22 protein-coding genes are annotated in these 26,279 nt (G+C 33.1%); 10 read left to right on the plus strand and 12 right to left on the minus strand.

What is annotated here, in order from left to right; genetic code table 11:
- Positions 1 to 197 precede the first annotated feature (197 nt).
- Positions 198 to 929, plus strand: coding sequence for an SDR family NAD(P)-dependent oxidoreductase (locus OEA66_RS15490; protein WP_267282240.1), 732 nt, complete (start codon positions 198 to 200; stop codon positions 927 to 929).
- On the opposite strand, the gene OEA66_RS15495 is transcribed toward OEA66_RS15490, so the two are convergent.
- From OEA66_RS15495 to ku, 4 genes are all read right to left on the minus strand, one after another.
- Positions 930 to 1,463, minus strand: a complete 534-nt coding sequence (locus tag OEA66_RS15495) for a hypothetical protein (RefSeq protein ID WP_267282241.1) — start codon at positions 1,461 to 1,463, stop codon at positions 930 to 932.
- Between the two features lie 29 nt (positions 1,464 to 1,492).
- Entirely contained in the window at positions 1,493 to 3,349 is a 1,857-nt protein-coding gene (gene ligD, locus OEA66_RS15500; protein ID WP_267282242.1) for a DNA ligase D, read from the minus strand.
- A gap of 77 nt (positions 3,350 to 3,426) precedes the next feature.
- Positions 3,427 to 4,029, minus strand: a complete 603-nt coding sequence (locus OEA66_RS15505; RefSeq protein ID WP_267282243.1) for a DNA polymerase ligase N-terminal domain-containing protein — start codon at positions 4,027 to 4,029, stop codon at positions 3,427 to 3,429.
- 2 nt (positions 4,030 to 4,031) lie between these two features.
- Positions 4,032 to 4,817, minus strand: coding sequence for a non-homologous end joining protein Ku (gene ku, locus OEA66_RS15510; RefSeq protein WP_267282244.1), 786 nt, complete (start codon positions 4,815 to 4,817; stop codon positions 4,032 to 4,034).
- Between the two features lie 83 nt (positions 4,818 to 4,900).
- Here ku and OEA66_RS15515 point away from each other — a divergent pair, with 83 nt between their 5' ends.
- On the plus strand, positions 4,901 to 5,674 hold the full coding sequence (locus OEA66_RS15515; RefSeq protein ID WP_267282245.1) for a hypothetical protein: 774 nt from the start codon (positions 4,901 to 4,903) through the stop codon (positions 5,672 to 5,674).
- 103 nt (positions 5,675 to 5,777) lie between these two features.
- Here the strand turns inward: OEA66_RS15515 and OEA66_RS15520 are convergent, their stop codons facing one another.
- The 8 genes from OEA66_RS15520 to OEA66_RS15550 all read right to left on the minus strand — a co-directional run bounded on the left by OEA66_RS15520 (position 5,778) and on the right by OEA66_RS15550 (position 13,795).
- Positions 5,778 to 6,836: a hypothetical protein gene (locus OEA66_RS15520; RefSeq protein WP_267282246.1), complete on the minus strand. Its 1,059-nt coding sequence runs from the start codon at positions 6,834 to 6,836 to the stop codon at positions 5,778 to 5,780.
- Between the two features lie 42 nt (positions 6,837 to 6,878).
- Positions 6,879 to 8,633 carry an aspartate--tRNA ligase gene (gene aspS, locus OEA66_RS15525; RefSeq protein WP_267282247.1) on the minus strand — a complete coding sequence of 585 codons (1,755 nt, stop codon included), beginning with the start codon at positions 8,631 to 8,633 and terminating at the stop codon, positions 6,879 to 6,881.
- 141 nt (positions 8,634 to 8,774) lie between these two features.
- Entirely contained in the window at positions 8,775 to 9,209 is a 435-nt protein-coding gene (locus OEA66_RS15530) for an ankyrin repeat domain-containing protein (protein WP_267282248.1), read from the minus strand.
- A gap of 58 nt (positions 9,210 to 9,267) precedes the next feature.
- A complete protein-coding gene (locus OEA66_RS15535; protein WP_267282249.1) occupies positions 9,268 to 11,448 on the minus strand; it encodes a S41 family peptidase in 2,181 nt (726 codons plus the stop codon).
- Positions 11,449 to 11,577: 129 nt separating this feature from the next.
- Positions 11,578 to 11,784, minus strand: coding sequence for a helix-turn-helix domain-containing protein (locus OEA66_RS15540; protein WP_129535932.1), 207 nt, complete (start codon positions 11,782 to 11,784; stop codon positions 11,578 to 11,580).
- 3 nt (positions 11,785 to 11,787) lie between these two features.
- Positions 11,788 to 12,372, minus strand: coding sequence for a DUF2975 domain-containing protein (locus OEA66_RS20540; protein WP_375379302.1), 585 nt, complete (start codon positions 12,370 to 12,372; stop codon positions 11,788 to 11,790).
- A gap of 145 nt (positions 12,373 to 12,517) precedes the next feature.
- Complete coding sequence (locus OEA66_RS15545; protein ID WP_267282250.1) at positions 12,518 to 13,177, minus strand: DUF937 domain-containing protein; 660 nt, start codon at positions 13,175 to 13,177, stop codon at positions 12,518 to 12,520.
- Between the two features lie 108 nt (positions 13,178 to 13,285).
- Positions 13,286 to 13,795, minus strand: coding sequence for a DUF2480 family protein (locus OEA66_RS15550; RefSeq protein WP_267282251.1), 510 nt, complete (start codon positions 13,793 to 13,795; stop codon positions 13,286 to 13,288).
- 109 nt (positions 13,796 to 13,904) lie between these two features.
- Between OEA66_RS15550 and lpxB the strand changes: the two genes are divergently transcribed.
- From lpxB to OEA66_RS15590, 8 genes are all read left to right on the plus strand, one after another.
- Positions 13,905 to 15,014 (plus strand): lipid-A-disaccharide synthase, encoded by a 1,110-nt coding sequence (lpxB, locus tag OEA66_RS15555; RefSeq protein WP_267282252.1) that lies wholly within the window; start codon positions 13,905 to 13,907, stop codon positions 15,012 to 15,014.
- A 54-nt stretch (positions 15,015 to 15,068) separates the two neighbouring features.
- Positions 15,069 to 16,844 (plus strand): ComEC/Rec2 family competence protein, encoded by a 1,776-nt coding sequence (locus OEA66_RS15560; protein ID WP_267282253.1) that lies wholly within the window; start codon positions 15,069 to 15,071, stop codon positions 16,842 to 16,844.
- A gap of 146 nt (positions 16,845 to 16,990) precedes the next feature.
- Complete coding sequence (locus OEA66_RS15565; protein ID WP_267282254.1) at positions 16,991 to 17,653, plus strand: succinate dehydrogenase cytochrome b subunit; 663 nt, start codon at positions 16,991 to 16,993, stop codon at positions 17,651 to 17,653.
- A gap of 15 nt (positions 17,654 to 17,668) precedes the next feature.
- Positions 17,669 to 19,681: a fumarate reductase/succinate dehydrogenase flavoprotein subunit gene (locus OEA66_RS15570; RefSeq protein ID WP_267282255.1), complete on the plus strand. Its 2,013-nt coding sequence runs from the start codon at positions 17,669 to 17,671 to the stop codon at positions 19,679 to 19,681.
- A 24-nt stretch (positions 19,682 to 19,705) separates the two neighbouring features.
- A complete protein-coding gene (locus OEA66_RS15575; RefSeq protein ID WP_267282256.1) occupies positions 19,706 to 20,473 on the plus strand; it encodes a succinate dehydrogenase/fumarate reductase iron-sulfur subunit in 768 nt (255 codons plus the stop codon).
- Between the two features lie 181 nt (positions 20,474 to 20,654).
- The gene (locus tag OEA66_RS15580) at positions 20,655 to 22,190 is read left to right on the plus strand and encodes a TlpA family protein disulfide reductase (protein WP_267282257.1); all 1,536 of its coding nucleotides are present in this window, start codon (positions 20,655 to 20,657) and stop codon (positions 22,188 to 22,190) included.
- 158 nt (positions 22,191 to 22,348) lie between these two features.
- A complete protein-coding gene (gene rlmD / locus OEA66_RS15585) occupies positions 22,349 to 23,755 on the plus strand; it encodes a 23S rRNA (uracil(1939)-C(5))-methyltransferase RlmD (RefSeq protein WP_267282258.1) in 1,407 nt (468 codons plus the stop codon).
- Positions 23,756 to 23,798: 43 nt separating this feature from the next.
- Entirely contained in the window at positions 23,799 to 26,279 is a 2,481-nt protein-coding gene (locus OEA66_RS15590) for a zinc-dependent metalloprotease (protein ID WP_267282259.1), read from the plus strand.

The raw sequence follows: 26,279 nt of genomic DNA on the forward strand, positions 1-26,279 counted from the left end.
TTTCGGCGCGGTGAGCAAAGCTCACCGCGCCGAAACTTTTTTTACATTAACAATTGTTATTCAGAACGAAACGCAGTGGGAAGAATCTACCTTAATAATTTAAACCTCTTAACAAAAACTTAATGGTTGAATTTTAAGATATTAAAAGACTTTCGTGAAATTTGTGTTTAAAATTTAAAATAAAATATCTTTGCCCAATGAATCAAAGCACAAAAAAAACCGTTCTCATTCTAGGCGCAAATTCTGATGTTGCCAAACAAGCCATCAAACAATATATTGAAAAAGGATTTTCAGTAATAGCTGCTTCCAGAAATACAAAGTCTTTGGATGAATTTGTGCAGGAAAATAATTTCGGTTCAAAAGTGAAAGTTTTATCTTTTGATTCGGTAGATTTTGATTCTCATCAGAAATTTTATGATGAACTACCTATAAAACCTCATATCGTTGTTTATGCAGCGGGATTTTTAATTGATAATGAGAAAGCGTTGAATGATTTTAATGGAGCTCAACAAATGATGTTTGTAAATTACATGGGAGCAGTTTCTATTCTGAACATCATCGCAACCGATAAAAACAATAAAAACTTAAAAAGAATTATCGGATTGTCATCGCTTTCAGGAGTTCGTGGTAGAAAAAGTAATTTCGTTTATGGAAGTACAAAGGCTGCCTTTACGACTTATTTGGCAGGTTTAAGACAGGAATTGGTTTCACGAAATATTAAAGTAAATGCTTTGGTCATTGGTTATATCCGAACAAAAATTAATGAGGGTTTACAATTGAATGAATCTTTGATCATGGAACCAGAATACGTTGCAAAACATATCGTCAATGCCGGAAATTCTTTCACCATTGTTCCGAATTTTAAATGGAAACTTATTTATTTGATTTTAAAAGTTTTGCCGGAGGTTTTGGTGGCGAAGTTACCGTAATTACTTTTTTTTATTAGATTTTTTCTTCAAAAAATCGATTATATTTTTATATTGATTAGTCTCTTCCTCGTTTACAATATACGTGAAAGGTGTTCCCATTTGAACAGTAATATAAACGGTTTTTCCAGAAACCTCGTATGAAACATATTTCCAAATACTTCTGATATCATACTGCTCACTTTTGATGTAAAAAGAATTTTCATCAAAGTATAGTTCTGAAACAGGGTTAAATCCCTTAATTTCAGCTATGTGTTTGTTTAATTTAGAAATGTGGTTTGCTTTATTTAAAAGGAAAATAAATAGATAGACAACGCTGAAAATGACCAGGAAGATCCCGAGAAACTTTAAAAAATCAATTCTGCTTCTATCGCTTTTGAAAATACTATCAACGATACTTAAAAATAAAACAATAAAGAAAAAATTCTTTAGTAAGGTTGGTAATTTCTTTTTCCAAGTGTAGAAATAGTATTTCTCGAGTTGCATTTTTGTGATTTTTTCATCAAAACTGATGAATACCTGTAAATAACTTTCCATGAGCATTTAGTTTTTGTAAAAATATTGATTTACTCAACATCCTGCAACAATTCCAGAGCCTTCATCATATCAATTCCCTTTCCTAAAACAGGTTTAAATAAATCTCCCTTTTCCTTAATTCTTTCCAAAGCATTATGAATATTAAAATCGGTTGGTTTCAAACCTTTTTTCAATTCTTCCCATTCCAAAGGCATTGAAACAGGTGCTCCTTCCTTTGGTCGAATGCTGTAAATACTTGCCAAAGTCTGCCCGGTTCTGTTTTGAAGATAATCAAGATAGATTTTCTTATCGTCACGTTTCTGTAAACTTCTTTCCAATGTCGTGAGTTTTGGTAATTTTTCATTGACTTGTTTCATCAAAATATGCGCAAAATCTTTTACTTGATTGAAGTCATATTGTCCACCCATCGGAATATAAATGTGAATTCCTGTACTTCCTGAAGTTTTGCAATAGCCTTTAATCTTAATAGATTTTAAAACTTCATTTACCTGTAAAGCAGTTTCAATCACATCATCAAAAGTATTTTTCTTGGAAGGATCGAGATCTAAAACCAAATAATCAGGATGCTCCAAATCAGGAAGCGAAGAGTTCCACGGATTCATATCGATGCAACCTAAATTATTCAGATAAGCCAAAGTCGCTTTGTCATTGCAGTAAACATAATCGATATTTTTGTCTGTAGATTCCGAATAAACTTCCGTCGTTTTTACCCAATCTGGTATGCTGTCGCCTGCATCTTTCTGATAAAATCCAAGTTCCTCAATACCATTCGGAAAACGGTTTAAAGAAAGCGGACGATTCTTTAAATGAGGCAAAATATACTTTGAAACAGATTGATAATAATCTATCACCTCACCTTTGGTAATTCCATCTTTTGGAAAGTAAATTTTATCTTGATTCGTTAGTTTTACTTTTTGTTTATTCACAGTAATTTCCTTGTCATTATCGGAAGTTTCTGCTTTTTTAGTTGATGTTTTGGCTTTCATTTCTTTAGGTTTTTGATTAAGATCTTCAGGATTTTTGTCTTCCCGAATTGCCACAAATACAGGGTGTCTGAAAATACCGTCTTTCGTTATTTCTGAGAATTTTATTTCACAAACCAATTCAGGTTTTGTCCATGTTGCGGGCATGTTTGTTTTAGGAATATTTTCAAACGGTGAATTTTTATTAGCTAATTTCAAAAGCCTTTTATGAATTTCATGAATTAATTCTTTGTTAAAACCTGTTCCTGTATGACCAGAATAAATTAGTTTTCCATCAATGTATTTCCCCAAAATTAAAGCCCCAAAACCTTCTCTTGAACCTCGTGGCTCCGTAAATCCGCAGATAATTGCTTCTTCAGTGTTGTTAAATTTTATTTTAAGCCAATCTGAACTTCTGCTATTTTCATTATAAACACTGTCAGATTTTTTTGCAATCATTCCTTCAAGCTGCATTTTTTTCATCTGCTTGAAAAAATCAATTCCTGTTTCTTGAATATGATCGCAATATTTTATGAGATCTGTTTCAACTAAAGCATCTTTAAGCAATTCTTTTCGCTGAATTAAGGGCAGTTCTTCTGTAGAATGACCATTCAGCCAAAGCAAATCAAAAACCTGATAGGTAAGAGCTAAATCAGGATTGTCAGCAATTTGTTGTAAGAATTGAAAGCTCGGTTTTCCGTTTTCATCGTAGGCAACAATCTCACCGTCAAGAATCATTCTATGTTTCTGATTTTCTAAATCGACAGCGATTTTGTCAAATTTAGATAAGAAAGAAATCCCATTTCGGGAGTAGAATAATGGCTGTTTTTTGCTGAGATCGGCAATTGCACGATAACCATCCCATTTTATTTCAAAAATCCAGTCTTCATCATCAAATGCTTTGTCGTGAAGTTTTGCGAGCATTGGTTTAATGAAATTCTCAATTTTTTTCTCGTCAACTAAAGAATTAAATCTCTGGAATTTTGGTTTGGTTTCAGAAGTTATGACTTCTTTTTGCTGTTTTTTAGGCTTTTTTTTTCCTCTAAAAATTTTGTGACCTGAGAGTTTTTAGCAGTGTTTTCTTCAGCATCATATTTTTCAGTCGCAAATTTATCTTTATGTTTAATGAGAAGCCAGGCGTTGTTTTCGGCATTTTTCATTTTTACTAAAGCAAATTCACCTTTCAGTTTTTTTCCATGTAGAATAAATTTTAAAGAACCTGCCTTTAATTCTTTCAATAATTCTTTTTCATCGGAAAGTTTAGAAGTCTCATCTAAAGGTTCGTACGTTCCACTATCCCAAACCTCAACTTGTCCTGCACCGTAGTTTCCTTCAGGAATCTTTCCTTCAAAATCTTTGTAATCGTAAGGATGATCTTCTACCATCATCGCCAAACGTTTATCATCAGGATTTAATGACGGACCTTTCGGAACGGCCCAGCTTTTTAGAACACCTTCCATTTCTAATCTGAAATCGTAGTGAAGACGAGATGCTGCATGTCTTTGAATCACAAAAATAAGTTTGTCGTCACTCTTTTTTGTTTTTCCTTTCGGTTCGGTAGTTTCGTTGAACTTCCTTTTGTCGTTGTAATTTTTCAGAGCCATAATCAGGAAGCGGTTTTAGATTTCGGAGGTTGCAAACTGGCTTTCAATTGAGCCATCAAATCGATTACTTTGCCTTGCTTGGCTGGTTCAGATTTTTTCAGTTTAACAGATTTTCCTTTCGCTTTTTTCTTAATGATTTTAAGCAATTCTGCTGAATATGTATTTTTATAAAATTTAGGGTCAAAAGGTTCTGAAAGCTGCTCAATCAGATTTTTTGCCATCTTCAGTTCGGCTGGTTTCGGTGCTTTTTTAGCAGGAATTTTCAGTTGTTTGTAATCTCTGATTTCCTGATCAAATCTCAGTCGGTTTAAAACCAAAACATCATCATTGTAAGGACGAATCATCCCGATCGCTTCACTGTCGCGAAGAACGAATGTTCCGATACCGACCATTTTTGTCTGTTGAAGTGCTTTAATTAAAAGTCTGTATGCATTTTCGCCATTCTTTTGTGGCTCAAGAAAATAGGGCGTTTCAAAATAAACTGAATCTACTTCTGCTTCTTTCACAAAATGTTCAATAGAAAGAATTTTAGATTTTTCCGGACTTGCTGCAGCGTAATCATCTTCATCTAAAACAACATATTTGTCATCTATGAGATAGCCTTTTACAATGTTTGCCCATTTCACCTCTTTACCTGTTTTTTCGTTAACTCTTTTGAATTTAATATTAGAAAAATCAGATTTATCCAGCATATCCAAATCGAGCTTGCTTGTTTCTGTTGCAGAATAAATTTTCACAGGAATATTGACTAATCCAAAGCCAATGGCACCGTTCCAAATTGCTTTCATTTTGTCTGTTTTTTAGATAAAACTTACAATGATTGTGCCGTGAAAAATTATTTGTAATTTGAGCACAATTAAATAATTTTTAGATGAAAACAATTTTTACTTTTTTATGCGTACTTGGAATTAATATTTTCCTTTCTGCGCAAAAGGTTGATTACAAGAATAATATTATTACAGTTGATGGTCAGAAAATAGGAAAAGTCGAGGTGCAGAAACAAAATTTAGGCTTAACCAAAAATTTTAATCTATATTCAATGGAAGGCGAAAAATTAGTAATTGCCGTTTTGAGTACCGAGTTTGAAGGTGATAAAAATGACAATACAAGTATGTATTATCGTTTTACTTTTTTGCCTACTAATCAGGTTGGAATTTTTAAATTATCAACATTGGGCATGGAAAAAGGTTTCGTAAACCTTATCGGAAAAGGAGGTGTTGTTGATGGAAGTAGTTTGAATGAAGCGAAAATTACTGAGCTTATTGCGTCAAAAGGTGTTTCACCACGAACTGCCGTGAATTATACTTTAGTTTCACGAAACAAAAGTTGGCCAATTGAATTAAAGGAAACAAAAGCAATTGAGCAAGGTGGTGAACAAATTGGATTTTTTAATCCTACAGGAAATAGAAATGGTCAGGATTTTTACGAATTTTTTATTCCTGGAGGAATTTTGGTCGCTAAAGTAAATTTTGCAGGTGGTAATAATGCGCAGAATTTTGAACTGTTTAGCGCTAAAGATAATGTAAGAAAAATAGTTTCTATTCCTCAAAAGGATAATGTTAAATTTCTTTCATCTGCTGTAGATCCGAATGCCCTTACTCTAAAAAGAATTACGGCTTGGTTGGTGCAGAATGGGTATTTGTAAATCGAATTTATATTAAAGTTTCAAAAAAGCGGAGAAATGGTTCTCCGCTTTTTGTTTCAAGATGGATTATTGCTTTTCATGCTGAAAATAAATTGACTTAAAATCAATAATATTCAATCTTTCTGATGTATTTCTTTTTTTGATTCTCTTTTTTAGGTGCATCGTTATTATAAATTACATTGATGGTTTCGGAAATATTGATCTCATTCCAGTTTCCATTTTTATCGTAAGTATAATGCGATTCTTTGATGAGTTCATTTTTGTCATCGTAATATTTCTGTACAGCTAGTTTTTGGTTTTCATCATATTCATAAACCGTTCTGTAGCCAACTCTATTATCAGAAACATTTTGTTTTTCTACAATCTTACCTTTTTGTTTTGGATATGTTAACTCAATTTGGTACAGCTTTTTATCTTTTGGCGGACTTGCAGAATATTTTAAAATTTTTGCCGTGTCATTTTCTTTAATATAATCATAAGATGTTTCATACAGGCTATTGTTATAGTTTTGTTTTTCAAGTTTTATTCTTCCGAGATTATCGTAGAAATAATTCATTTTTAATTCAGGTCGGTTTTCACTTTTATTGATTTCTTCAGTTATTAAATTACTTTTGTTGTAAATATTTTTAGTACTCGAAAGCAATTTGTTTTCATCATCATAACTTTCTCTTGAAAGAAGTTTTGATTGAATATTGTAAGTAGATTTTGCGACAGAAGTCAGATATCCATCTTCTGTATAATACTTTTCCAAAACAACATTGCCTTTTTTATCTGTGGTTTTGAAAATTTTTCGTTTTACACTGGGATCATTAGTTAGATATCCGGAATAAGGATATTTTTGATTTTCTTTAATCGAAAATTTAGAAAAATATTGGTCAAAATTATCACCACAAGATTCACAAAGCGTTGTAATAATTTGATTGGGTTTGTACTCGTTTCGTTCTTCGCTTCTGAAATATCCATCACTGTATTTCTTTACAACGAGAGGTCTTCCTTTAATGTCAAAAGTTTTTAGTTCAACAGGTTTTTCTTTATTACCATATTCAATAATAAACAAATCGATAGATTTTACATTTCCTTTTAGTTTTTCATTCTCAACTATATAATTTTGAGCTGAACTGAAAAATCCTATCAGAAGAAAAAGATAATTTAATTTTTTCATATCAATAAAATAAAAAAGCGGAGAAAAATCTCCGCTCTAAATTTATGCTTTTAGATTTAATTTCAATTCCAATTCATCAAGCTGTTCATCAGCGATTGCAGCCGGAGCATCGATCATTACATCACGTCCTGAGTTATTCTTAGGGAAAGCGATATAATCTCTGATCACCTCGTTTCCATCAAGAATTGCTACCAAACGGTCAAAACCAAAAGCCAAACCACCGTGAGGCGGCGCTCCGTATTTGAAGGCGTTCATTAAGAACCCGAACTGAGCTTCTGCTTCTTCTTTTGTAAATCCTAAAAGGTCAAACATTCTGGATTGAAGATCTCTGTCGAAAATTCTGATAGAACCACCTCCGATTTCGTTTCCGTTCAACACCATGTCGTATGCGTTGGCTCTTGCTTTTCCGGGATCTGTTTCCAATAAATGGATGTCTTCAGTTTTTGGTGAAGTAAAAGGGTGGTGCATTGCGTGGTAGCGTCCGCTTTCTTCATCAAATTCTAGTAAAGGGAAATCGACAACCCAAAGTGGTGCGAAAACATTACCTTTTCTTAACCCTAAACGGTTTCCAAGTTCCATTCTTAACGCTGAAAGCTGAGTTCTTACTTTGTGTTCGTTTCCTGAAAGAATCAACATTAAATCGCCTTCTTTCGCTCCGAAATTTTCAATAATTTTTGCTAAATCTTCTTCGTTGTAGAATTTATTCACAGAAGAAGTTTTCACCCCATCATTCTGGAATTTAGCCCAAACCATTCCCGAAGCTCCGATTTGTGGTCTTTTTACCCAGTCAACAAGCTCATCGATTTGTTTTCTTGTATAATCTGCACATCCTTCAACATTGATTCCGACAACCAATTCTGCATCATCAAATATTTTGAAATCTTTTCCTTTTACTAAGTCGTTCAACTCAACGAATTCCATTCCGAAACGGATGTCCGGTTTGTCGTTTCCGTATTTCTGCATTGCATCCGCAAACGTCATTCTTGGGAAAGTTCCGAATTCCTGACCTGTAATGTCTTTGATTAATGTTTTAGTCATTCCTTCAAAAACATTCATCACATCTTCCTGCTCTACAAAAGCCATTTCGCAGTCGATCTGTGTAAATTCAGGCTGTCTGTCTGCTCTTAAATCCTCGTCCCGGAAACATTTCACAATTTGGAAATATTTATCCATCCCACCAACCATCAACAATTGTTTGAAAGTCTGCGGCGACTGTGGCAATGCGTAAAACTGTCCCGGATTCATTCTGCTCGGTACAACGAAATCTCTTGCTCCTTCCGGAGTTGATTTAATTAAAACCGGAGTTTCAACTTCAATAAATCCTTCGTCTGAAAGATAATTTCTCACTTTCTGAGCCATTTTGTGACGGAAGATCAATTTATCTCTTACCGGAGCTCTTCTGATATCCAGATAACGGTATTTCATTCTTAATTCTTCACCACCATCCGTTTCATCTTCAATGGTAAAAGGCGGAAGCTGAGATTCATTAAGAACTTCTAATTTTTCAACTAAAATTTCAATTTCTCCTGTTGGAATATTGGGGTTTTTGCTTACTCTTTCGATGACGCGTCCAGTAACCTGAATGACGAATTCACGTCCCAGTTTTTTTGCATTTTCCATCAATTCCGTTGAAGAACGGTCCTGATCGAAAACCAACTGCGTAATTCCGTAACGATCCCGAAGATCTATCCAAATCATAAATCCTTTATCACGAATGGTTTGTACCCATCCTGAAAGTGTAACTTCTTCATTAAGATGTTGAAGAGATAATTCTCCGTTTGTGTGCGATCGAAACATTGTTTTTAGATGTTAGATATTAGACGTTAGATATTAGACTTTTATGAGCCTAATTTTTCGTTGGCAAAGATAAGGTTTTTGAAAGTTTTTAAAACAAAAAAACTCCCCGAAGGAAGTTTTAAATATTATTTTTGAGATTTTCTAAAGAATTGCAGCAGTTGCTGTATGTTTGTACTCTACAGCGTAATCTTTTGCTGTTTTACCATTTTTATCTTTGATATCTTTCTTTGCACCATTTTTAAGCAAAACTTTTGCAGTATCTGTTAAACCATACATTGCGGTGTACATCAAGGGAGTCATATCGCTGCAAGATTTGTTAACGTCAACTTTATTGGAAAGAAGATAATTCATTACATTTTTTCTTTCGTGTATTGCACTAAGAGTGAAAAGATTGAATGATGTTTCTTTAATCTGAAAACATTTTGTAAATTCTTCTTTCGTGAATGCCTTTTTTACGTCTTCCAGTTTATCTGTTTGGAAAATTCTCATTTTATCACCTGACATATCCTGAGCAAAAAGAGTATTACCAAAAATAGCAATTCCAAATAATAGAGTAGTAGTAATTATTTTTTTCATAAATCTTAATTTTATCTAAACAATAAACAAAGTTAATTAATTTTTTTGATACATGTTGCTAATTATTAATCCATTTCGTTGCTTTTTCCAAAACTTCGTCTTTGTTGTTTTTGATACCATCAATTGTTGGTTTTACTTCTTCATCAGGAATAATTCCTATTCTTTGGGTTTCTTTTCCATCAGGATAATAAATTCCGATTCCGCTAATTTGGGTTTTAATATTTCCGGGAAGTACAAATTCTGAAACATTCCCATCGGCTCCTGCAGTTTGAGAACCAAAAACTTTTGCATTCGGAGCTGTTCTGAAAGCCATTGTATGGTATTCTGCGCTACTTTGAGTCGTTTCATTAATTAAAATAGCAATTTTTCCTTTGTAAGAATTATTTCCAGATCCGGGAACTTCTAAATTTGAAGAGAATGTAAAAAGTCCGGGTTGATAATTTTTTGTATGTGTGAACTTAACAAAAGCAGAAGCATCAGGTTTTAATAGTTTTCCCATTTTGAATACAACAAAATCTGAAGGATAACTTCTGAAGTCTACAACCAAACCTTTAGTATCTTTAATTTTCTCAAAAATTGCAGGAAGATCATCGGCTTTCACACTTCCCATGTAAAAATAAGCGGTATTATTATCAAGCATTTTTAAAAATTCTTTCTTGTCTCTTTTAAAATTTAGCTCAGTTGGAGTATAAGTTTTAATGGTCTTCTCTTCGGTGTTTCCGTTTCTTAGCAATTTTATTTTAATGGTTTCATCATTGCTTTTTAAAAGATTTCCTGCAACATCTCTCAATTGGGCAGCGTAATTGGAACCTGGAATATATTTCAGCAGATTGTTTACAAAATCTTCTGTTTTTATGCCGTTAATTTCTGTAATCACATCACCAATCTGAATTCCGGCTTCTTTAGTGAGATTTTCATTATAAAAATCATCAACAACTGCTTTGTTCTCCACAAAATTTAACTGAAAAGCGGGATATCTTTTCCCAAAAAACTCATATGTGTTTTTATTATAATTAATGATGTTGGCATGGCTGTCTTTTACTCGTCCTATAATTTCCAAAGATGCCAAAGCGTATTCCTTTTCATCCTTCGCATTGATAAATTTAGGTACAAATTCTTTCAACACATCTTTCCAGTCTTCCTCAATAAGATTTTTATAAGGAAAATAATATTGAATCATATTCCAATACCTGTAAAGTGAAAGCAAACGGAAACCTTCGTCTGGATAAGTCATTTTGCGGTAAGCATTTTCATTTTTAAAATCTGGATTTCCTACATTTGGAAAAAAGTCTACATAATAGTTTTCACGCGGTCTTTTAGCATTTTTTAAGTTTATAAGTTCCTGCGAAAGTTCTTTTGAAAAATCAGAATTTGTAATCCAATCTAAATCTGGTTTAAATTTTACATTTTCTGGCTCAGTATTTTTTATGGTTTGATATTTACCCAAATTTTTAATCCATTGTAAAAGAATGGCATCCCTTTGATTTGACGAAACACTTTTTGTTTTTTCATATATTCTGAAAAGTTCATAATCCCAATTATAATTTCCTTCTGCAACACTTGGATGATAATATTTCAGGTAACCCCAAATTAAACCCAGTTTTGTAAGATAATCTACATTTTCTTTTTCAAGATTGATGTTTGAAATTTTTGAACCAAGGTCGAATTCTTTATCCAGCTCAACTTTAGTCAGCTTTTTCTGAAAAACTTTTGCGTTTTTAATGTCTTTTCCATCAATAGAAACCGTAAGATTATCAACCCACATTTTTCCTTTTCCGACCAATAAAGCTCCCAAAACAATTTTATCTGTGTTTTCTGGCGATAAATTGAGTGTGACTTCGTACTTTTTCCAGTCTTTAGTTCCTTTCAAACCTACTTTTTGCATATTCTCGAAAGCTACATCAGGATCAATTCTCAACCAAAGACCGGCATATCCATCGGAAACGTTTTCTGTTTTGATATATCCTGAAAGTGTAATTTTTTTGCCTGCGTAATTTTCGGGAAGTTTGTACATCAATGCTTTAAATCCTGAGTTTTCTGTCGCATTGAAGAGAACCGAAGTTTTTCCCTCCTGTTTTACTTGATAATCTGCAGTTATTGTTGCTGAACTTTCACCAAATGTTGTCCAATGAGTGGGAAGTTCTTTATCAAAACTTTCAAAATTTAGATTTTCAATTTTTTGTTGGGCAAAAGAATGTAAGGCAAGAAATAATGAGGTAAGAAAGAAATATTTTTTCATAGTATTAAATTTTTCCAAATGTAGTGAGCTGTGTCCTTTTGAATCTACAAAAGGACTGTGTTTTAAGATAGTTTGGTAAATTGATATTTGAATTTAACAGAATCTTAGAAGTAAGATTCTTAATAAATCTTAATCTTTTACGTATTCTAAAAGATCTCCAGGTTGGCAATCGAGAATTTTACAGATTGCTTCTAATGTTGAAAGCTTCAATGCCTTTGCTTTTCCGGTTTTTAGGATGGAAAGATTAGCCTGAGTAATTCCTATTTTCTCTGCAAGCTCCTGAGATTGCATTTTTCTTTTCGCCAACATGACGTCTACGTTGATTATTATTGGCATAATTTATATTGTTAAATCGTTTTCAGATTGTAATTGATACCCTCTTTTGAAAAATGCGGAAGTAAAATACATTGTAATTCCTAAAAAAAAGAAGATAAAACAAGTAATGAGCATAGAGCTATCTAAATGAGCGTTAAAAAGATAAAGCCAAATGAAAAAATATAAGGGAGCATAAAGAATATTTATAATCGAAAAAGTTTTTAGTTGCTTTATTATTTTTTCTGTGAAAAGCCTTTGACTGCTCAACTGAGTAAAAATTTTATACAAAAAGTAAAAAAATAAACAGAAGAATATATTTTGAAAAGAATGAAACATTACAGTTTGCTTGGTGAAAAATCCCATCATCATTTGTTGATTTGAAAATGGATATTTAAAGATAAAATAAACATCAAACGGAGGCGAATAATTTCCTTTTGATTTTCCCATCTCGATGACTTCGGGTAATAGATTCTCAGAGTAACTGTGGTTATAATAACTGACTCCAAATAAAAAACTCATGTAAAGTGTGTGTAATAACAAAAAGATAAACAGGAATAGAAATAAATAAGATAATCCTGTAGAGATAGATTTTTGTCCGAGTAGTTTCATTGTTTTAATATTTTATTATTGCAAATATATAATTAATTATTGTTTTACGATAATTAATTATTAAAATTTTAAAATTTTTTAAATTTGACATAAAAAAAGTACCGAAGAAAAATCTTCGGTACTTCCTTATTTGTATGTTTGAAAACTATTTTCCTCCAAAAAGACCACCAAGAAGGTCTCCTAAACCGCCTCCGCCTTGTTGTTGTTTTTGTTGTCCGCCTCCCAAAACGCTTCCTAAAATATCGTTAAGTGGATTTCCTGAAGATTGCGATTGTCCGCCTCCTAAAACACTTCCAAGAATATCGTTCAAAGGATTTGACTGTTGTTGCTGAGCCTGACTTTGAGCACCGCCCAGAATTCCGCCTAAAAGATCTCCAAGACCTCCTGCTCCAACATTATTTTGTTGTTTTTCTTTTCCGATGTAGCCCATAATTACAGGAGCAAGCATTGCTAAGATAGGTCCTATTTTATCGATAGAAATTCCCGTATTTTGAGATAATTGATTTTCTACATTGTTTTTCTGATTTCCGAAAACATGAGAAAGAATCGATCCGCCTTCATCCTGTCTATTGTCAAGCTGTGAAGTGTCGTCTAAAATGCTTCCGTCATGATCTTTATCTAGTGCGTTGTTTAAAGCTTCAGCTTCCTTTGCATCCTGAGATTTGTTTCTAAGATAAGAAATTACCAGTGGAGTAGCCACTGCCAAAAGCGCAATAATTTGATTTTTGCTGATTCCGAATTTGTTTTCAGCCTGTTCTGCAACCTGATTTCCAGTGTTTCCTGTAAGTAAGTCGATTAAACTCATTTTGTGTTTATTTTTTAATTGTTACTAAAATCAAAGTTATCAAAAAAAATGAAATACTGTGATTTATTTACAATTAAAATGTTAAAACTAAACTTTGAAAAATGAAATTTAATTTTTCAGAATTGGAACGTTCGAACAAGCCTCCCCAAACATCAGAGATTTTACAATCGGTTGAATTTTTTCCACCAATTCTACATAAGCGTTTTCAGGAATTGCTTTATCCGAACAGCCTTTTACCAAAACTCTTTTTCCGTTCATTTCTGAAAAATCGTGATTTGTAATGGCATCATGCATTAAAATTATTTCTAAATTTTCCAAGTTTCCGAAAACGATTTTCTTAGTAACACCGGTTAATTTAGCAGTAATGAGGAAATAAGCCCAAAGCGGAACAATGGCATCTGCAGAATTATACACATAAACATATGAATCTTGGTATTCTTCAACATTGATTGCAGCTACTTTTTCACGGAAATCTTTTTCTTTTAAAACCATTTCCATAAACAGAAAATCTTTTAAATCAATTCCTTTTCTGATGCCTTTCGGAACCAAATCGGTAAGGTCGAAATTGATTAATCCGCTTGCAGCTACTTTATTTTTTATTTCAAATTCTTCTGACATTTTTATCATTATCTTTGAAGCAAATTTACTCAATTATTATTTGAATTTTGATGTTTTGAAACTGTCAGTTCAATAGATAAAATCATTCATCGTACATCACTCATCCTTTATGAAATATTACATCATCGCAGGTGAAGCTTCCGGAGATTTGCACGGAAGTAATTTAATGAAAGCTTTAAAAGAAAAAGATTCCAACGCAGAATTCAGATTTTGGGGTGGAGATTTAATGCAGAAACAAGGCGGAACTTTGGTAAAACACTATCGTGACTTAGCTTTTATGGGTTTTCTTGAAGTTGCGATGAATCTGAGAACTATTTTAAATAATATTAAAATTTGCAAAGAAGACATCAAAAACAATAAACCAGATGTTTTGATTTTGGTTGATTATCCGGGTTTCAATCTTAGAATTGCAAAATTTGCCAAAGAATTAGGAATTAAGGTGATCTACTATATTTCTCCACAACTTTGGGCGTGGAAAGAAGGTCGTGTTGAAATTATCAAAAAGTATGTAGATGAAATGATGGTAATTCTGCCTTTCGAGGAAGATTTTTATCATAAACATGGCGTGAAATCTCATTTTGTTGGTCACCCCTTATTAGATGCAATTTCTTCACTTCAGGAAATTAATATTGAGAATTTTAAATCTGAAAATGGTTTAAAGGAAAAAGAAATTATTGCACTTTTGCCCGGTTCACGTAAGCAGGAAGTCGAAAAAATGCTTGAAATCATGCTCTCTGTTCGTCCGCATTTTGAAAATTATCAGTTTGTGATTGCTGGTGCGCCAAGTTTAGAAAAAGAATTTTATCAAAAATACGTTGATGAAAATGTACATTTTGTTTCCAATAAAACCTACGATTTATTGAGGTGTTCAAAAGCTGCTTTAGTTACTTCCGGAACAGCAACTTTGGAAACCGCTTTGCTTAATATTCCCGAAGTGGTTTGTTATCGTGGAAGTAAAATTTCTTATGCTATTGCCAAAAGATTGGTGAAAAATATCAAATATATTTCATTGGTAAATTTGATTATGGACAGGGAAGTGGTGAAAGAATTAATTCAAAACGAACTCAATACAAAAAATCTTGTCGAAGAACTGAATTTCATTATCAAAGGTGAAAAAAGAAGCGAAATGCTTGATGATTTCAGACTTTTGAGAGAAAAATTAGGTGGAAAAGGGGCGAGTGAAAATGCGGCAGATATTATTTTAAATCTAAAAAAATAGTGTGATCTAGTTTTAGTATTCCAAATTTTTTTAACTTAGTCTGTACAAACACAAATGATTTTGGACAGACAACCTCTCTTGATTCTTGTCATTTCTTTTATCCTAGGAATTTTCTTTCAGGATAAATTTTCTTTGGAGCAGAATTCAATTCTAATCATTTTACTGTTTTCTTTTCTCTTTTTGGGGTTACTTTCTCTGAAAAATCAGATTGTATTTAAGCTTAGAAATGTTTTTCTCGTTAGTTTATTTTTCGGATTAGGAATTTCATTTCATTTTTATAATCAGTTGAATGATGGAAAATTTAATTTAAAAACCAATGAAACCATAATTTTTAAAGTTTCAAAAAAATTAAACTCAAACGAAAAATATAAAAAGTATGAGATTTTTGCTGAGGTTGGAAATCAATCTTTCGACGCAATCGTAAGTGTTGAAAAAGACCAGAAAGAATTAGATTTTAATTATTATTACAAAGCAAAAGCTTATGTTGTTCAACCCAAATCTCCCGAGTATGATTTCCAGTTTGATTATTCTAAATATTTACAGCGAAAGAATATTTATTACCAATGTTTTATCAACGGAGAAATTTCTTCTGCAACAAGAAATGATGTAAGTTTTTCTGAAAAAATCAAACAAAAACGTTTAGAAACTTTACAGGAAATCGACGATTCTAAAATGAATTTTCGCAGTCGTGAATTTCTAAAAGGAATTATTCTCGCTGACCGCACAGAAATTGATTCTGAAACTGTTCAGGATTTTAATCGTTCTGGTTTAGTGCATTTTTTAGCTATTTCGGGAACGCATATCGTCGTAATTTTTGGAATGTTTTATTTTTTGATGATGAGGTTTTCATCTGTTAAATTTAAAAAATATGCAATCATCATCAGTTTAATTTTTATCTGGATTTTTGCTGTCTTCATCGGATTTGGAAATTCTGTTGTGCGTTCGTGTATAATGATTTCTGTGTATTTTATTTATGTTTTGCTTCAAAGAAAACCAGATTTGCTTCATTCTATGGCGCTTTCTGCATTTATTATTTTAATGATTGATACGCAGCAGATTTTTGATGTTGGTTTTCAATTAAGTTTTCTCGCAGTTTTGGGGATTTATTGGCTGAATCAACCCATTTTAAAATATCTTCCAAGACAGGATAATTATTTTAAAAAGCTTATTTACAATACAATTTCGATTTCAATCGCAGCGCAATTGGCAACTTTGCCTTTGGTTTTATATTATTTTCATCAGTTTTCTTTGATTTCAATCTTAGCAAACTTTTTTATCGTACCATTTTCAGAATTGATTATTGTTTTTTCTTTCTTAATGACTGCATTAATTGGATTTAATTTAGATTTTGAAATTGTTAATTTGATTTATGATTTTATCATTCAAATTTTATTGAAAATAATTCATTGGTTTGCTGGTTTTGATACTGTTTTCTTTGAAAATATTCCGTTAAATTTAGCTGAGGTTTTTGCTTTATTTGGAATTGTCTATTTCTTGAGATTTATGCTTGAAAAATTTAATTTCAGAAGTATTTCAAACATCGTTTTAAGTATCTTAATATTCTCTTTGATTAGAATCTCATTTAATCTTATTGAAAATCGAAAAGATGAAGTTCTGGTTCATCATTATAAAAAAGAAACTATTATTTCAATCAAAAAAGGAAGTAAGGTAGAATTTTGGTTGAATTCAGAAAAAGATAAAAGTAAAATTCAACAGTATATTATTAATCCCTATCTATCTTCACGAAGAATAAAAAATATGGAAATCAAAAATATTCCAACTTCTGCAAGGATGGTTAGATTTAATAATCAAATTTATCAATTAAAGTAATCTCAAATTTTACAGGTTTTTCTTGAATTAAATATCGTTACAAATCTTATTTAGAAACATTACAAACTGTCTAATAGTGAGATTTCTCACTTTTTAGTATTGTTAACATTTCCTAATTTTGTGGAAATTCAAATTAAAAGCTAATTATGGCAGGTTTAACAAGTTCTACTATAGGTAGGAAGTATGCAATGGCACTTTCGGCAATGTTTCTGCTGAGTTTCTTGGTGATACACGTGTCGTCAAACATCACATCGATTTTCAGCGTTGATGTTTACAATGAAGTTGCTCATTTTATGGGTTACAATCCTTTGGTTCAGTACGCTTTGCAGCCTGTGCTTACCATCGGGATTCTTTTCCATTTTATTATGGGATTCATCCTTGAAATCAAAAACAACAAAGCACGTCCGATAAAGTATGCCAACAACAACGGTTCGGCAAATTCTACTTGGGTATCGAGAAATATGATTATTTCAGGTGCTGTAATTTTAGCATTTTTTGCACTACACTTTTATGATTTCTGGTTTCCGGAATTGGATTATAAATTTATTCAGGCTAATACTCCTGACGAAACAAGATACTGGGATGAGCTTCATCATAAATTTCATGATATATGGAGAGTGGTGCTTTATGTAATTTCATTTGTTCTTTTAGGACTGCATTTGGCTCACGGATTCCAGTCTTCATTCCAATCTGTTGGAGCGAGACACCCAAAATACACACCGGTAATTAAAGCTGTTGGGTTTTGGTTTTCAGTAATCGTTCCGCTTGGATTTATTATCATCGCAGTTTTTCATTACGTAACTCAATAATTTCAATATACTAATATGAGTAAATTAGATTCAAAAATTCCTGCTGGTCCTCTTAAGGATAAGTGGAAAAATCATAAAGACCATATGAACCTTGTTGCACCAAACAACAGAGATAAAATTGATATTATTGTTGTTGGTACTGGTTTGGCAGGTGGTTCTGCTGCAGCTACTTTAGCTGAGCAAGGGTATAATGTAAAAGCATTCTGCTATCAGGATTCTCCAAGAAGAGCGCACTCGATTGCGGCTCAAGGAGGTATTAATGCAGCTAAAAATTATCAAGGAGACGGTGACTCAACTTACAGATTATTTTATGACACGATTAAAGGTGGAGATTATAGAGCAAGAGAGGCAAACGTCTATAGATTAGCTGAAGTTTCTGCAAATATTATCGATCAATGTGTTTCTCAGGGAGTTCCTTTCGGAAGAGATTACGGCGGACAATTAGATAACCGTTCATTTGGTGGAGTTCAGGTTAAAAGAACTTTCTACGCAAAAGGACAAACTGGTCAGCAGTTATTATTAGGTGCATATTCTTCATTAAGCCGTCAAATCGGAAAAGGAAGAGTGAAAATGTATAACCGTCACGAAATGCTTGAATTAGTAATCGTAGACGGAAAAGCAAGAGGGATTATCGCAAGAAACCTGGTAACAGGTGAAATCGAAAGACACTCAGCTCACGCAGTGGTTATTGCTTCAGGTGGTTACGGAAACGTATATTTCCTTTCTACTAATGCAATGGGATCAAACGTTTCTGCAGCTTGGAAAATTCACAAAAAAGGAGCATATTTTGCAAACCCTTGTTATGTGCAGATTCACCCAACTTGTATTCCGGTTCACGGTACGCAGCAGTCTAAATTGACTTTGATGTCTGAATCACTAAGAAACTCTGGAAGAATCTGGGTTCCTAAAAATATTGATGATTCAGTAGCGATCAGAGAAGGTAAGCTTAGACCTGAAAATATTAAAGAAGAAGATAGAGATTACTATCTTGAAAGAAGATATCCTGCATTTGGTAACCTTGTTCCTCGTGACGTTGCGTCTAGAGCAGGTAAAGAAAGATGTGATGCAGGTTACGGAATCGAAAATAACGATACTAAAGAAGGTGTTTATCTGGATTTCTCTACAGAAATCATGAAAAAAGGTAAAGAAGCTGCTATTGAAAAGCATATTCATAATCCTACAGAACAGCAAATCTACGATTTAGGAAAAGCTTGGATCGAAGAAAAGTATGGTAACTTATTCGTAATGTACGAAAAGATTACTGCCGATGATCCTTACAAAACTCCGATGAAGATTTATCCTGCTGTTCACTATACAATGGGTGGTGTTTGGGTTGATTATAACTTACAGTCTACAATTCCTGGATGTTTCGTTGTTGGGGAAGCTAACTTCTCGGATCACGGAGCAAACAGACTAGGGGCTTCTGCATTGATGCAAGGTTTGGCAGACGGATATTTCGTACTTCCTTACACAATTGCAGATTATCTTTCTGCAGACATCAGAACGGGAGAAATTCCTACAAATTCTGCTGAATTTGATCAGGCTGAAAAAGAAATTAAAGATAAAGTAAACTTCTTTGTTAATAATAAAGGAACACATTCAGTAGATCATTTCCACAAAAAATTAGGACACATTATGTGGAATAAGGTTGGAATGGGAAGAACTCCTGAAGGCTTAAGAGAAGCAATTGCAGAAATCGACGAAGTGAAAAAAGATTTCTGGCAAAATGTAAAAGTAATGGGTGAATCTGAAGGGATGAACACAGAGCTTGAAAAAGCGTTCAGAGTTGCAGATTTTATCGAATTAGGACAGTTAATGGCTATCGATGCATTACACAGAAACGAGTCTTGTGGAGGACATTTCAGAGAAGATCACGCTACGCCGGAAGGTGAAGCAGAAAGAGATGATGTCAACTTCAAATATGTAGGAGCCTGGGAATATCAAGGTGATGATATTAAAAATGAAGTTCTGCATAAAGAAGATCTTGTCTATGAAAACATCGAAGTTAAAGCGAGAAGTTATAAATAATCTCCAACCTATAAATATAAAATTATGAGTGCAAAAAAAGGCCTTCATCTTACGCTGAAAATTTGGAGACAAAAAAATACGAAAACTAAAGGTCAGTTTGAGACCTACAAAATATCAGATGTTTCTACAGATTCTTCTTTCCTGGAGATGTTAGATATTCTGAACGAAAACTTAATCAACGACGGAAAAGAGCCAATCGCTTTTGATCACGACTGTCGTGAAGGAATCTGCGGGATGTGTTCTCTATACATCAACGGTAGAGCACATGGTCCGGATACAGGAATTACGACGTGTCAGCTTCACATGAGAATGTTCAAAGACGGTGAAACCATCGTTATTGAACCTTGGAGAAGTGCTGCGTTTCCTGTAATCAAAGATTTAATGGTAGACAGAAGTGCATTCGACAGAGTAATGGCTGCAGGTGGATTTATCTCGGTTAATACTTCTGGAAATACACTTGATGCAAACGCAATTCCGGTTCCTAAAGAAGATGCAGACAAAGCAATGGATGCTGCAGCTTGTATAGGTTGTGGGGCTTGTGTTGCAACTTGTAAAAACGGTTCTGCAATGTTGTTCGTAGGAGCAAAAGTCTCTCAGTACGCACTTTTACCTCAAGGTAGAGTAGAGGCTAAGAGAAGAGTTCTGAATATGGTGAAAGCAATGGATGAAGAAGGATTTGGTAACTGTTCAAACACAGGAGCTTGTGAAGTAGAATGTCCTAAAGGAATTTCTCTTGAGAATATCGCAAGAATGAACAGAGAATACATGGCTGCTTATGCAGACAGAGGATAATCTGTTTTAAAATAAATAATAAAATCGTCTTCTTCAAAGAAGGCGATTTTTAGTTAAATGTTTCATAAAATAAGTTCAAAAATTATATCTAGTTGAGTTGAAAAACTTACTTTTGCTAAATTATTTAAAATCAAAAATGAAATCGAAGATTCAATCTTTCAAAAAAAATAATTCCACAAAAATGATTAAAAAATATCTTTTGTTGTTTGTCATTGCAATATTTGTAATGTCTTGTTCAAAAAAAGTTGAAGTAAAAGGAAAAATTGCAGGTGGTTCTCCATTGGAGAGAATTGATTTTGCTGAAGCTTCAGGTGTTGCAACATTACCTTTGATAAACATTGGTGTTGATAAAGACGGAAATTTCTCAGGAAGCTTTGAAGCTCCAAAAAATGGGATGTATGTTATCAATTATGCAGGAAAACAAAACTTAATCTTCCTTAAAGGAGGTCAGTCTATAAATATTTCTGGTAATTCTGCTACATTCCCAAATGAATATGTAGTTACGGGTGATGGAAAAGCTGATAATGATTTCTTCCAAGCTTGTCAGAAATTCTTGATGACTTACGGTCAGACTCTTAATATTCAGGAATTAGCTGCAGGTGATGAAGTGAAGTATGTGAAAGGAATGCAGAAAATTGAAGCTGATATCAATAAGAATATTGAAGAAAATATCAAAAAATTCAATCCTGGAAAAGAAGTAGTGGAATGGAAAAAAACAGATGCTAAAGTGGCAATTCTTAATTTAATGGTAAATTATGAAATGACTAAAAAGCAGATGTCTGGAAACAATCCTTCATTTAAATTAGGTAAAGTTTTCACAGATTACGAAACTAAGCTTCAAGAAAATAAAGATTCAATGATAAAGATGAGTCCGTTTTACAGACAATATCTTTTAACTAAAATGAGTCCAGGTTTCCAAACATTTGCTCAAGGAAAAGCTCAGGGTAAAACGGATATTACGACTTCAGAATTATTCAGCGAATATTTAAAAGATCAAAAAGAAGTTTCTCAAACTGAAAAAGATTATCTATTGGCGTTTGTAATGGCTCAGTCTGATATTCATCCACAAACTCCCGCTGCTACAACTGATAAGATCAAAAAAATTATCGAAGAAGATATCAAAGACGCTACAATTAAAGCTGATTTGAAAAAAATGCAGTTCGCTATCAACGGATTTAAAGTTGGTGACGATGCTCCGGAAGCTTCTTTGGTAAAACAAGACGGTTCATCTTACAAATTAAGTGAGAATAAAGGAAAACCTTACATGATGGTATTTTATGCATCTTGGAATCCTTACATTGCTGAAGGAACAGTTCCTGTTTTGAAAGAAGTGGTGAATTTCTATAAGTCTAAAATGAATTTCGTATTCGTAAATGTTGATGATACCAAAGATCAGTTTACAAAAACAAGTAATGCTTTGTTAAAAGGAATTCAAGGAACAAATGTTTATGGTGACGGAGGGTTAAACTCAGATGTTGCCAAAAAATATGGAGTGTATGGTTTCAAATTGCCAAGCTTTGTAATTGTAGATAAAAATGGAAAAGTTGCAAGCAGAACTTTCAACAATCTTGGAGATCAGGATTTAATTACAGTTTTGGATAAACAAACCGGTTTATCTGCTCCGAAAGTTGATCCTGCAGCTCAATTGCAAATCGATCCTTCTGCATTACAGCAAGCTCCGCAAACAGCACCGGCTCCTGTAGAGGCAAAAAAATAAAAACTTTAATAAAATATAAAGAAAACCTTGTCTTCGGATAAGGTTTTTTTTATTGTATTTTTGCAGACAGATTTGACACTGAAAAGTTTCAAAAAAATTATTAGAAAAAATAGATGGAATTTAGGGTAGAAAGCTATTTTCCGTCACAGTGATTTGTTATGAGAAAGAAGAAAGACGTAATTCTTGAAAATATAAAACTTTTTGCAGCAGGTGCAAAAGGTGTAGCTATTGGAAAAACTGAAGAAGGAAAAACAGTATTGATTTCAGGAGCTATTCCTGGAGACGTTGTGAATGCAAGAGTGAGAAAATCAAAGTCAAAGTATTTTGAGGCTGAAGTAAAAGAGATTGTTGAAAAATCTCCATTCAGAGTTGAACCGAAGTGTATTCATTTTGGAACTTGTGGCGGTTGCAAATGGCAAAATATGAGCTACGAAAAGCAACTTGATTTTAAACAGGAAGAAGTTTATAACAATATTAAAAGAATTGGCGGAATTGAAGATTTTGAAACTGTTCCAATTTTAGGAGCAGAAGAACAATATTTCTACAGAAATAAAATGGAATTTTCTTTCTCCAATGCAAGATGGCTTTCTCAATATGAAATAAGTTCTGAAGAAAATTTTGGAAGCAGAGATGCTCTTGGTTTTCATATTCCGGGAATGTGGAGCAAGATTTTAGATTTAAAAGAATGTTTCCTTCAGGAAGATCCTTCAAATGCAATTCGTTTGGCAGTTAAAAAATTCGCTGAGAATAAAGGATTAGACTTTTTTGATGTGAAAGAGCAGAAAGGTTTCCTGAGAACTCTGATGATGAGACAAAACTCTAAAGGAGAATGGATGGTTTTATTCCAGCTTTACAGAGAAGAAAAAGAAAACCGCACTCAGCTTTTTGACTTTTTGTTGGAGCAATTCCCACAAATAAAAACTTTGGTTTATGCAATTAATCCAAAGCAAAATGATTCTATCTATGACTTAAATGTAAATGTTTATTTCGGAGAAGGATTTTTAATGGAAGAAATGGACGGTTTGAAATTTAAAATCGGTCCGAAATCTTTCTTCCAGACTAATTATAAACAGGCTTTAGAATTATACAGAAAAACTCTCGAATTTGCTGATTTGAAAGGTGATGAAGTAGTTTATGATTTATATACAGGAACAGGAACGATTGCTCAGTATGTTGCAAGAAATGCAAAACATGTAATCGGTATTGAATCTGTACAGGAAGCAATCGACGCAGCAATCGAGCACGCTGAATTAAACGGTTTAACCAACACGACTTTCTATTGTGGTGATATGAAAAACGTCTTTAATGATGAGTTTTTAGAGAATCATCCAAAAGCTGATGTTTTAATTACCGATCCACCAAGAGACGGAATGCACCAAAAAGTTGTTGAGCAGATTCTGAAATTAGCTCCTGAAAAAGTAGTTTATGTAAGCTGTAATTCTGCAACTCAGGCTAGAGATTTAGCTTTGATGAAAGATCATTATACATTGGTGAAAATTTTGCCGGTTGACATGTTTCCGCAAACGCATCATGTCGAAAATATTGCGTTATTGATTAAAAAATAATTTAATTAAATTTGAAAAGATAAAAATCAAAAGTTTAATAAATATGATAAAGAACGGTAAAGCTTTTTTCTTAGTTGGTGCATTATTTTTCAGCCAGCAAAATTTATTTTCTCAGGAAAAAGAGAAAGATTCTGCTGCAGCGGTAAAAAAAGATACTGCCACTGTAAAAAAAGATGATAAAAAGAAAAGTCTGATTAAACCATTTAAGGAAATTATTACCGATAAAGCGGTTTCAGATCAGGGGGTTTTTACGGTTCATAAAGTTGACGACAAATATTATTTTGAAATCCCTGATTCTATGTTGAAAAAGGAATTTCTTTTGGTGACAAGATTAACAAAAGCAGCTGCAGGAATGCGTTCCGGAACTTCCGGTTATGCGGGAGATCAAATTGGTCAGCAAGTGATCGCTTTTGAGAAAGGTCCGAAAGATAAAATCTTATTGCGTTCAATTTCTCATGTAGATTATGCTAAAGATTCTACGTCGCAAATGTATAATTCTGTGACGAGAAATAATGTGCAGTCTATCATTAAATCTTTTGATGTAAAAGCTTACGGAATCAAGAAAAACTCATCAGTAATTGAAGTTACAGATGTTTTAAATTCTGATAACGAACTGACATCTTTTTCGGTTTGGTCTAAAGATTCTTACAGAGTCGGGACTTTCCAGAAAGATATGTCGTTTGTAAATTTCGTAAAATCTTTCCCTGCAAATATTGAAATCAATACCACTAAAACTTTCGCAAGAACATTAGGAACGCCCGTAACTCCGGCTGTTGCGGGAAGACCTGCACCAAAAATCAGTGGAAATTATACGGTAGAAATCAATTCTTCTTTCGTACTTCTTCCTGAAAACAAAATGCAGGCAAGATATTTTGATCCCAGAGTTGGATATTTCACAGTGGGTTATACTGATTTTGACTTAGATCCTCAAGGTGTAAAAAGAATTTCATTGGTAAAAAGATGGCGTCTTGAACCAAAACCACAGGATTTGGAAAAATATAATAAAGGTGAATTGGTAGAACCTGCAAAACCGATTGTATTTTATATTGATCCGGCAACTCCAAAAAAATGGGTTCCTTATTTAATGCAAGGTGTAAATGATTGGCAGAAAGCTTTTGAAAAAGCAGGATTCAAAAATGCAATTGTTGCAAAAATACCAGATCCAAAAGTTGATACAGAGTGGAGTTTAGAAGATGCAAGATTTTCTGCTATTGTTTATAAACCTTCAGATGTGCCAAATGCTTCAGGACCTTCCATTGCCGATCCAAGAACGGGTGAGATTTTAGAAAGTCATATCAATTGGTATCATAATGTGATGTTATTGCTGAGAAACTGGTATTTTGTACAGGCTTCCCCAAATGATCCAAGAGCCAGAAAAATGGAGTTTGACGAAAAACTAATGGGTGAGCTAATTCGTTTTGTTTCTTCGCATGAAGTGGGACACACTTTAGGATTAAGACATAACTATGGTTCAAGCTCAACGGTTCCTGTTGAAAAGCTTAGAGACAAAAAGTGGTTGGAGAAAAACGGTCACACTCCTTCAATTATGGATTATGCAAGATTTAATTATGTTGCACAGCCGGAAGATAATATCGGAGATTCAGGGATTTTCCCAAGAATTGGTGATTATGATGATTGGGCAATCGAGTGGGGGTATAAAAGATTTAATCAGTTTAAAACTCCTGATGCAGAAAAAGAATATCTTAATAAATGGGTAATCAAAAATCTTAAAAACGAAAGATTATGGTTCGGAACAGAAACCAATCCTTTAGATCCAAGATCTCAAAGTGAGCAGGTTGGTGATAATGCGATGATTGCAAGTACTTATGGAATTAAAAATCTAAAAAGAATTGTTGATAATCTGAATGACTGGACGAAAACTCCAAATGAAGATTATAAAAATCTAGATATGATGTATGATCAGGTAACAACGCAGTTCAAAAGATATTTAGGTCACGTTTCAAAGTATATCGGCGGACAAATGGAAACTCCGAAAACGACAGAACAATCGGGATCGGTTTACGAAGTTGTTGCGAAAAAAGATCAGAAAGAAGCGATGCAGTTTTTAAATGAAAATGTTTTCGCTACACCGCAATGGTTATTGAAAAAAGATATTTTTGAGAAAACAGGAAAAACTCCGGTAAAAACTGTGGAAGAAATTCAGAATGTAGTTTTAGGTAGAGTTTTAAGTCCGTTTGTGCTTCAAAGTTTGTATGAATCAGAAGCGGTTGATCAAAATTCATATTCTTTGGTCGAGTTTTTCTCGGATATGAATAATTCAATTATTAAAAAAGACAACGTAGATATTTACGGAAGAAATCTTCAGAGAAATTATGTTGATACTTTAATTAAATTAATTGATACTAAAAATTCTGATAAATCTGATGTTTCTGCAATCGTAAGAGGAAATTTAAATACAATCAAGAAAGATCTCTCTGCAAAAACAGCTTCAAATGATTTGGTTAATAAATATCATTATGAAGATTTGATTTTCCGTATTGAGAAAGCTTTAGACCCAAAATAA

The organism is Chryseobacterium luquanense, from assembly GCF_026460945.1.
GTDB lineage: Bacteria > Bacteroidota > Bacteroidia > Flavobacteriales > Weeksellaceae > Chryseobacterium > Chryseobacterium luquanense.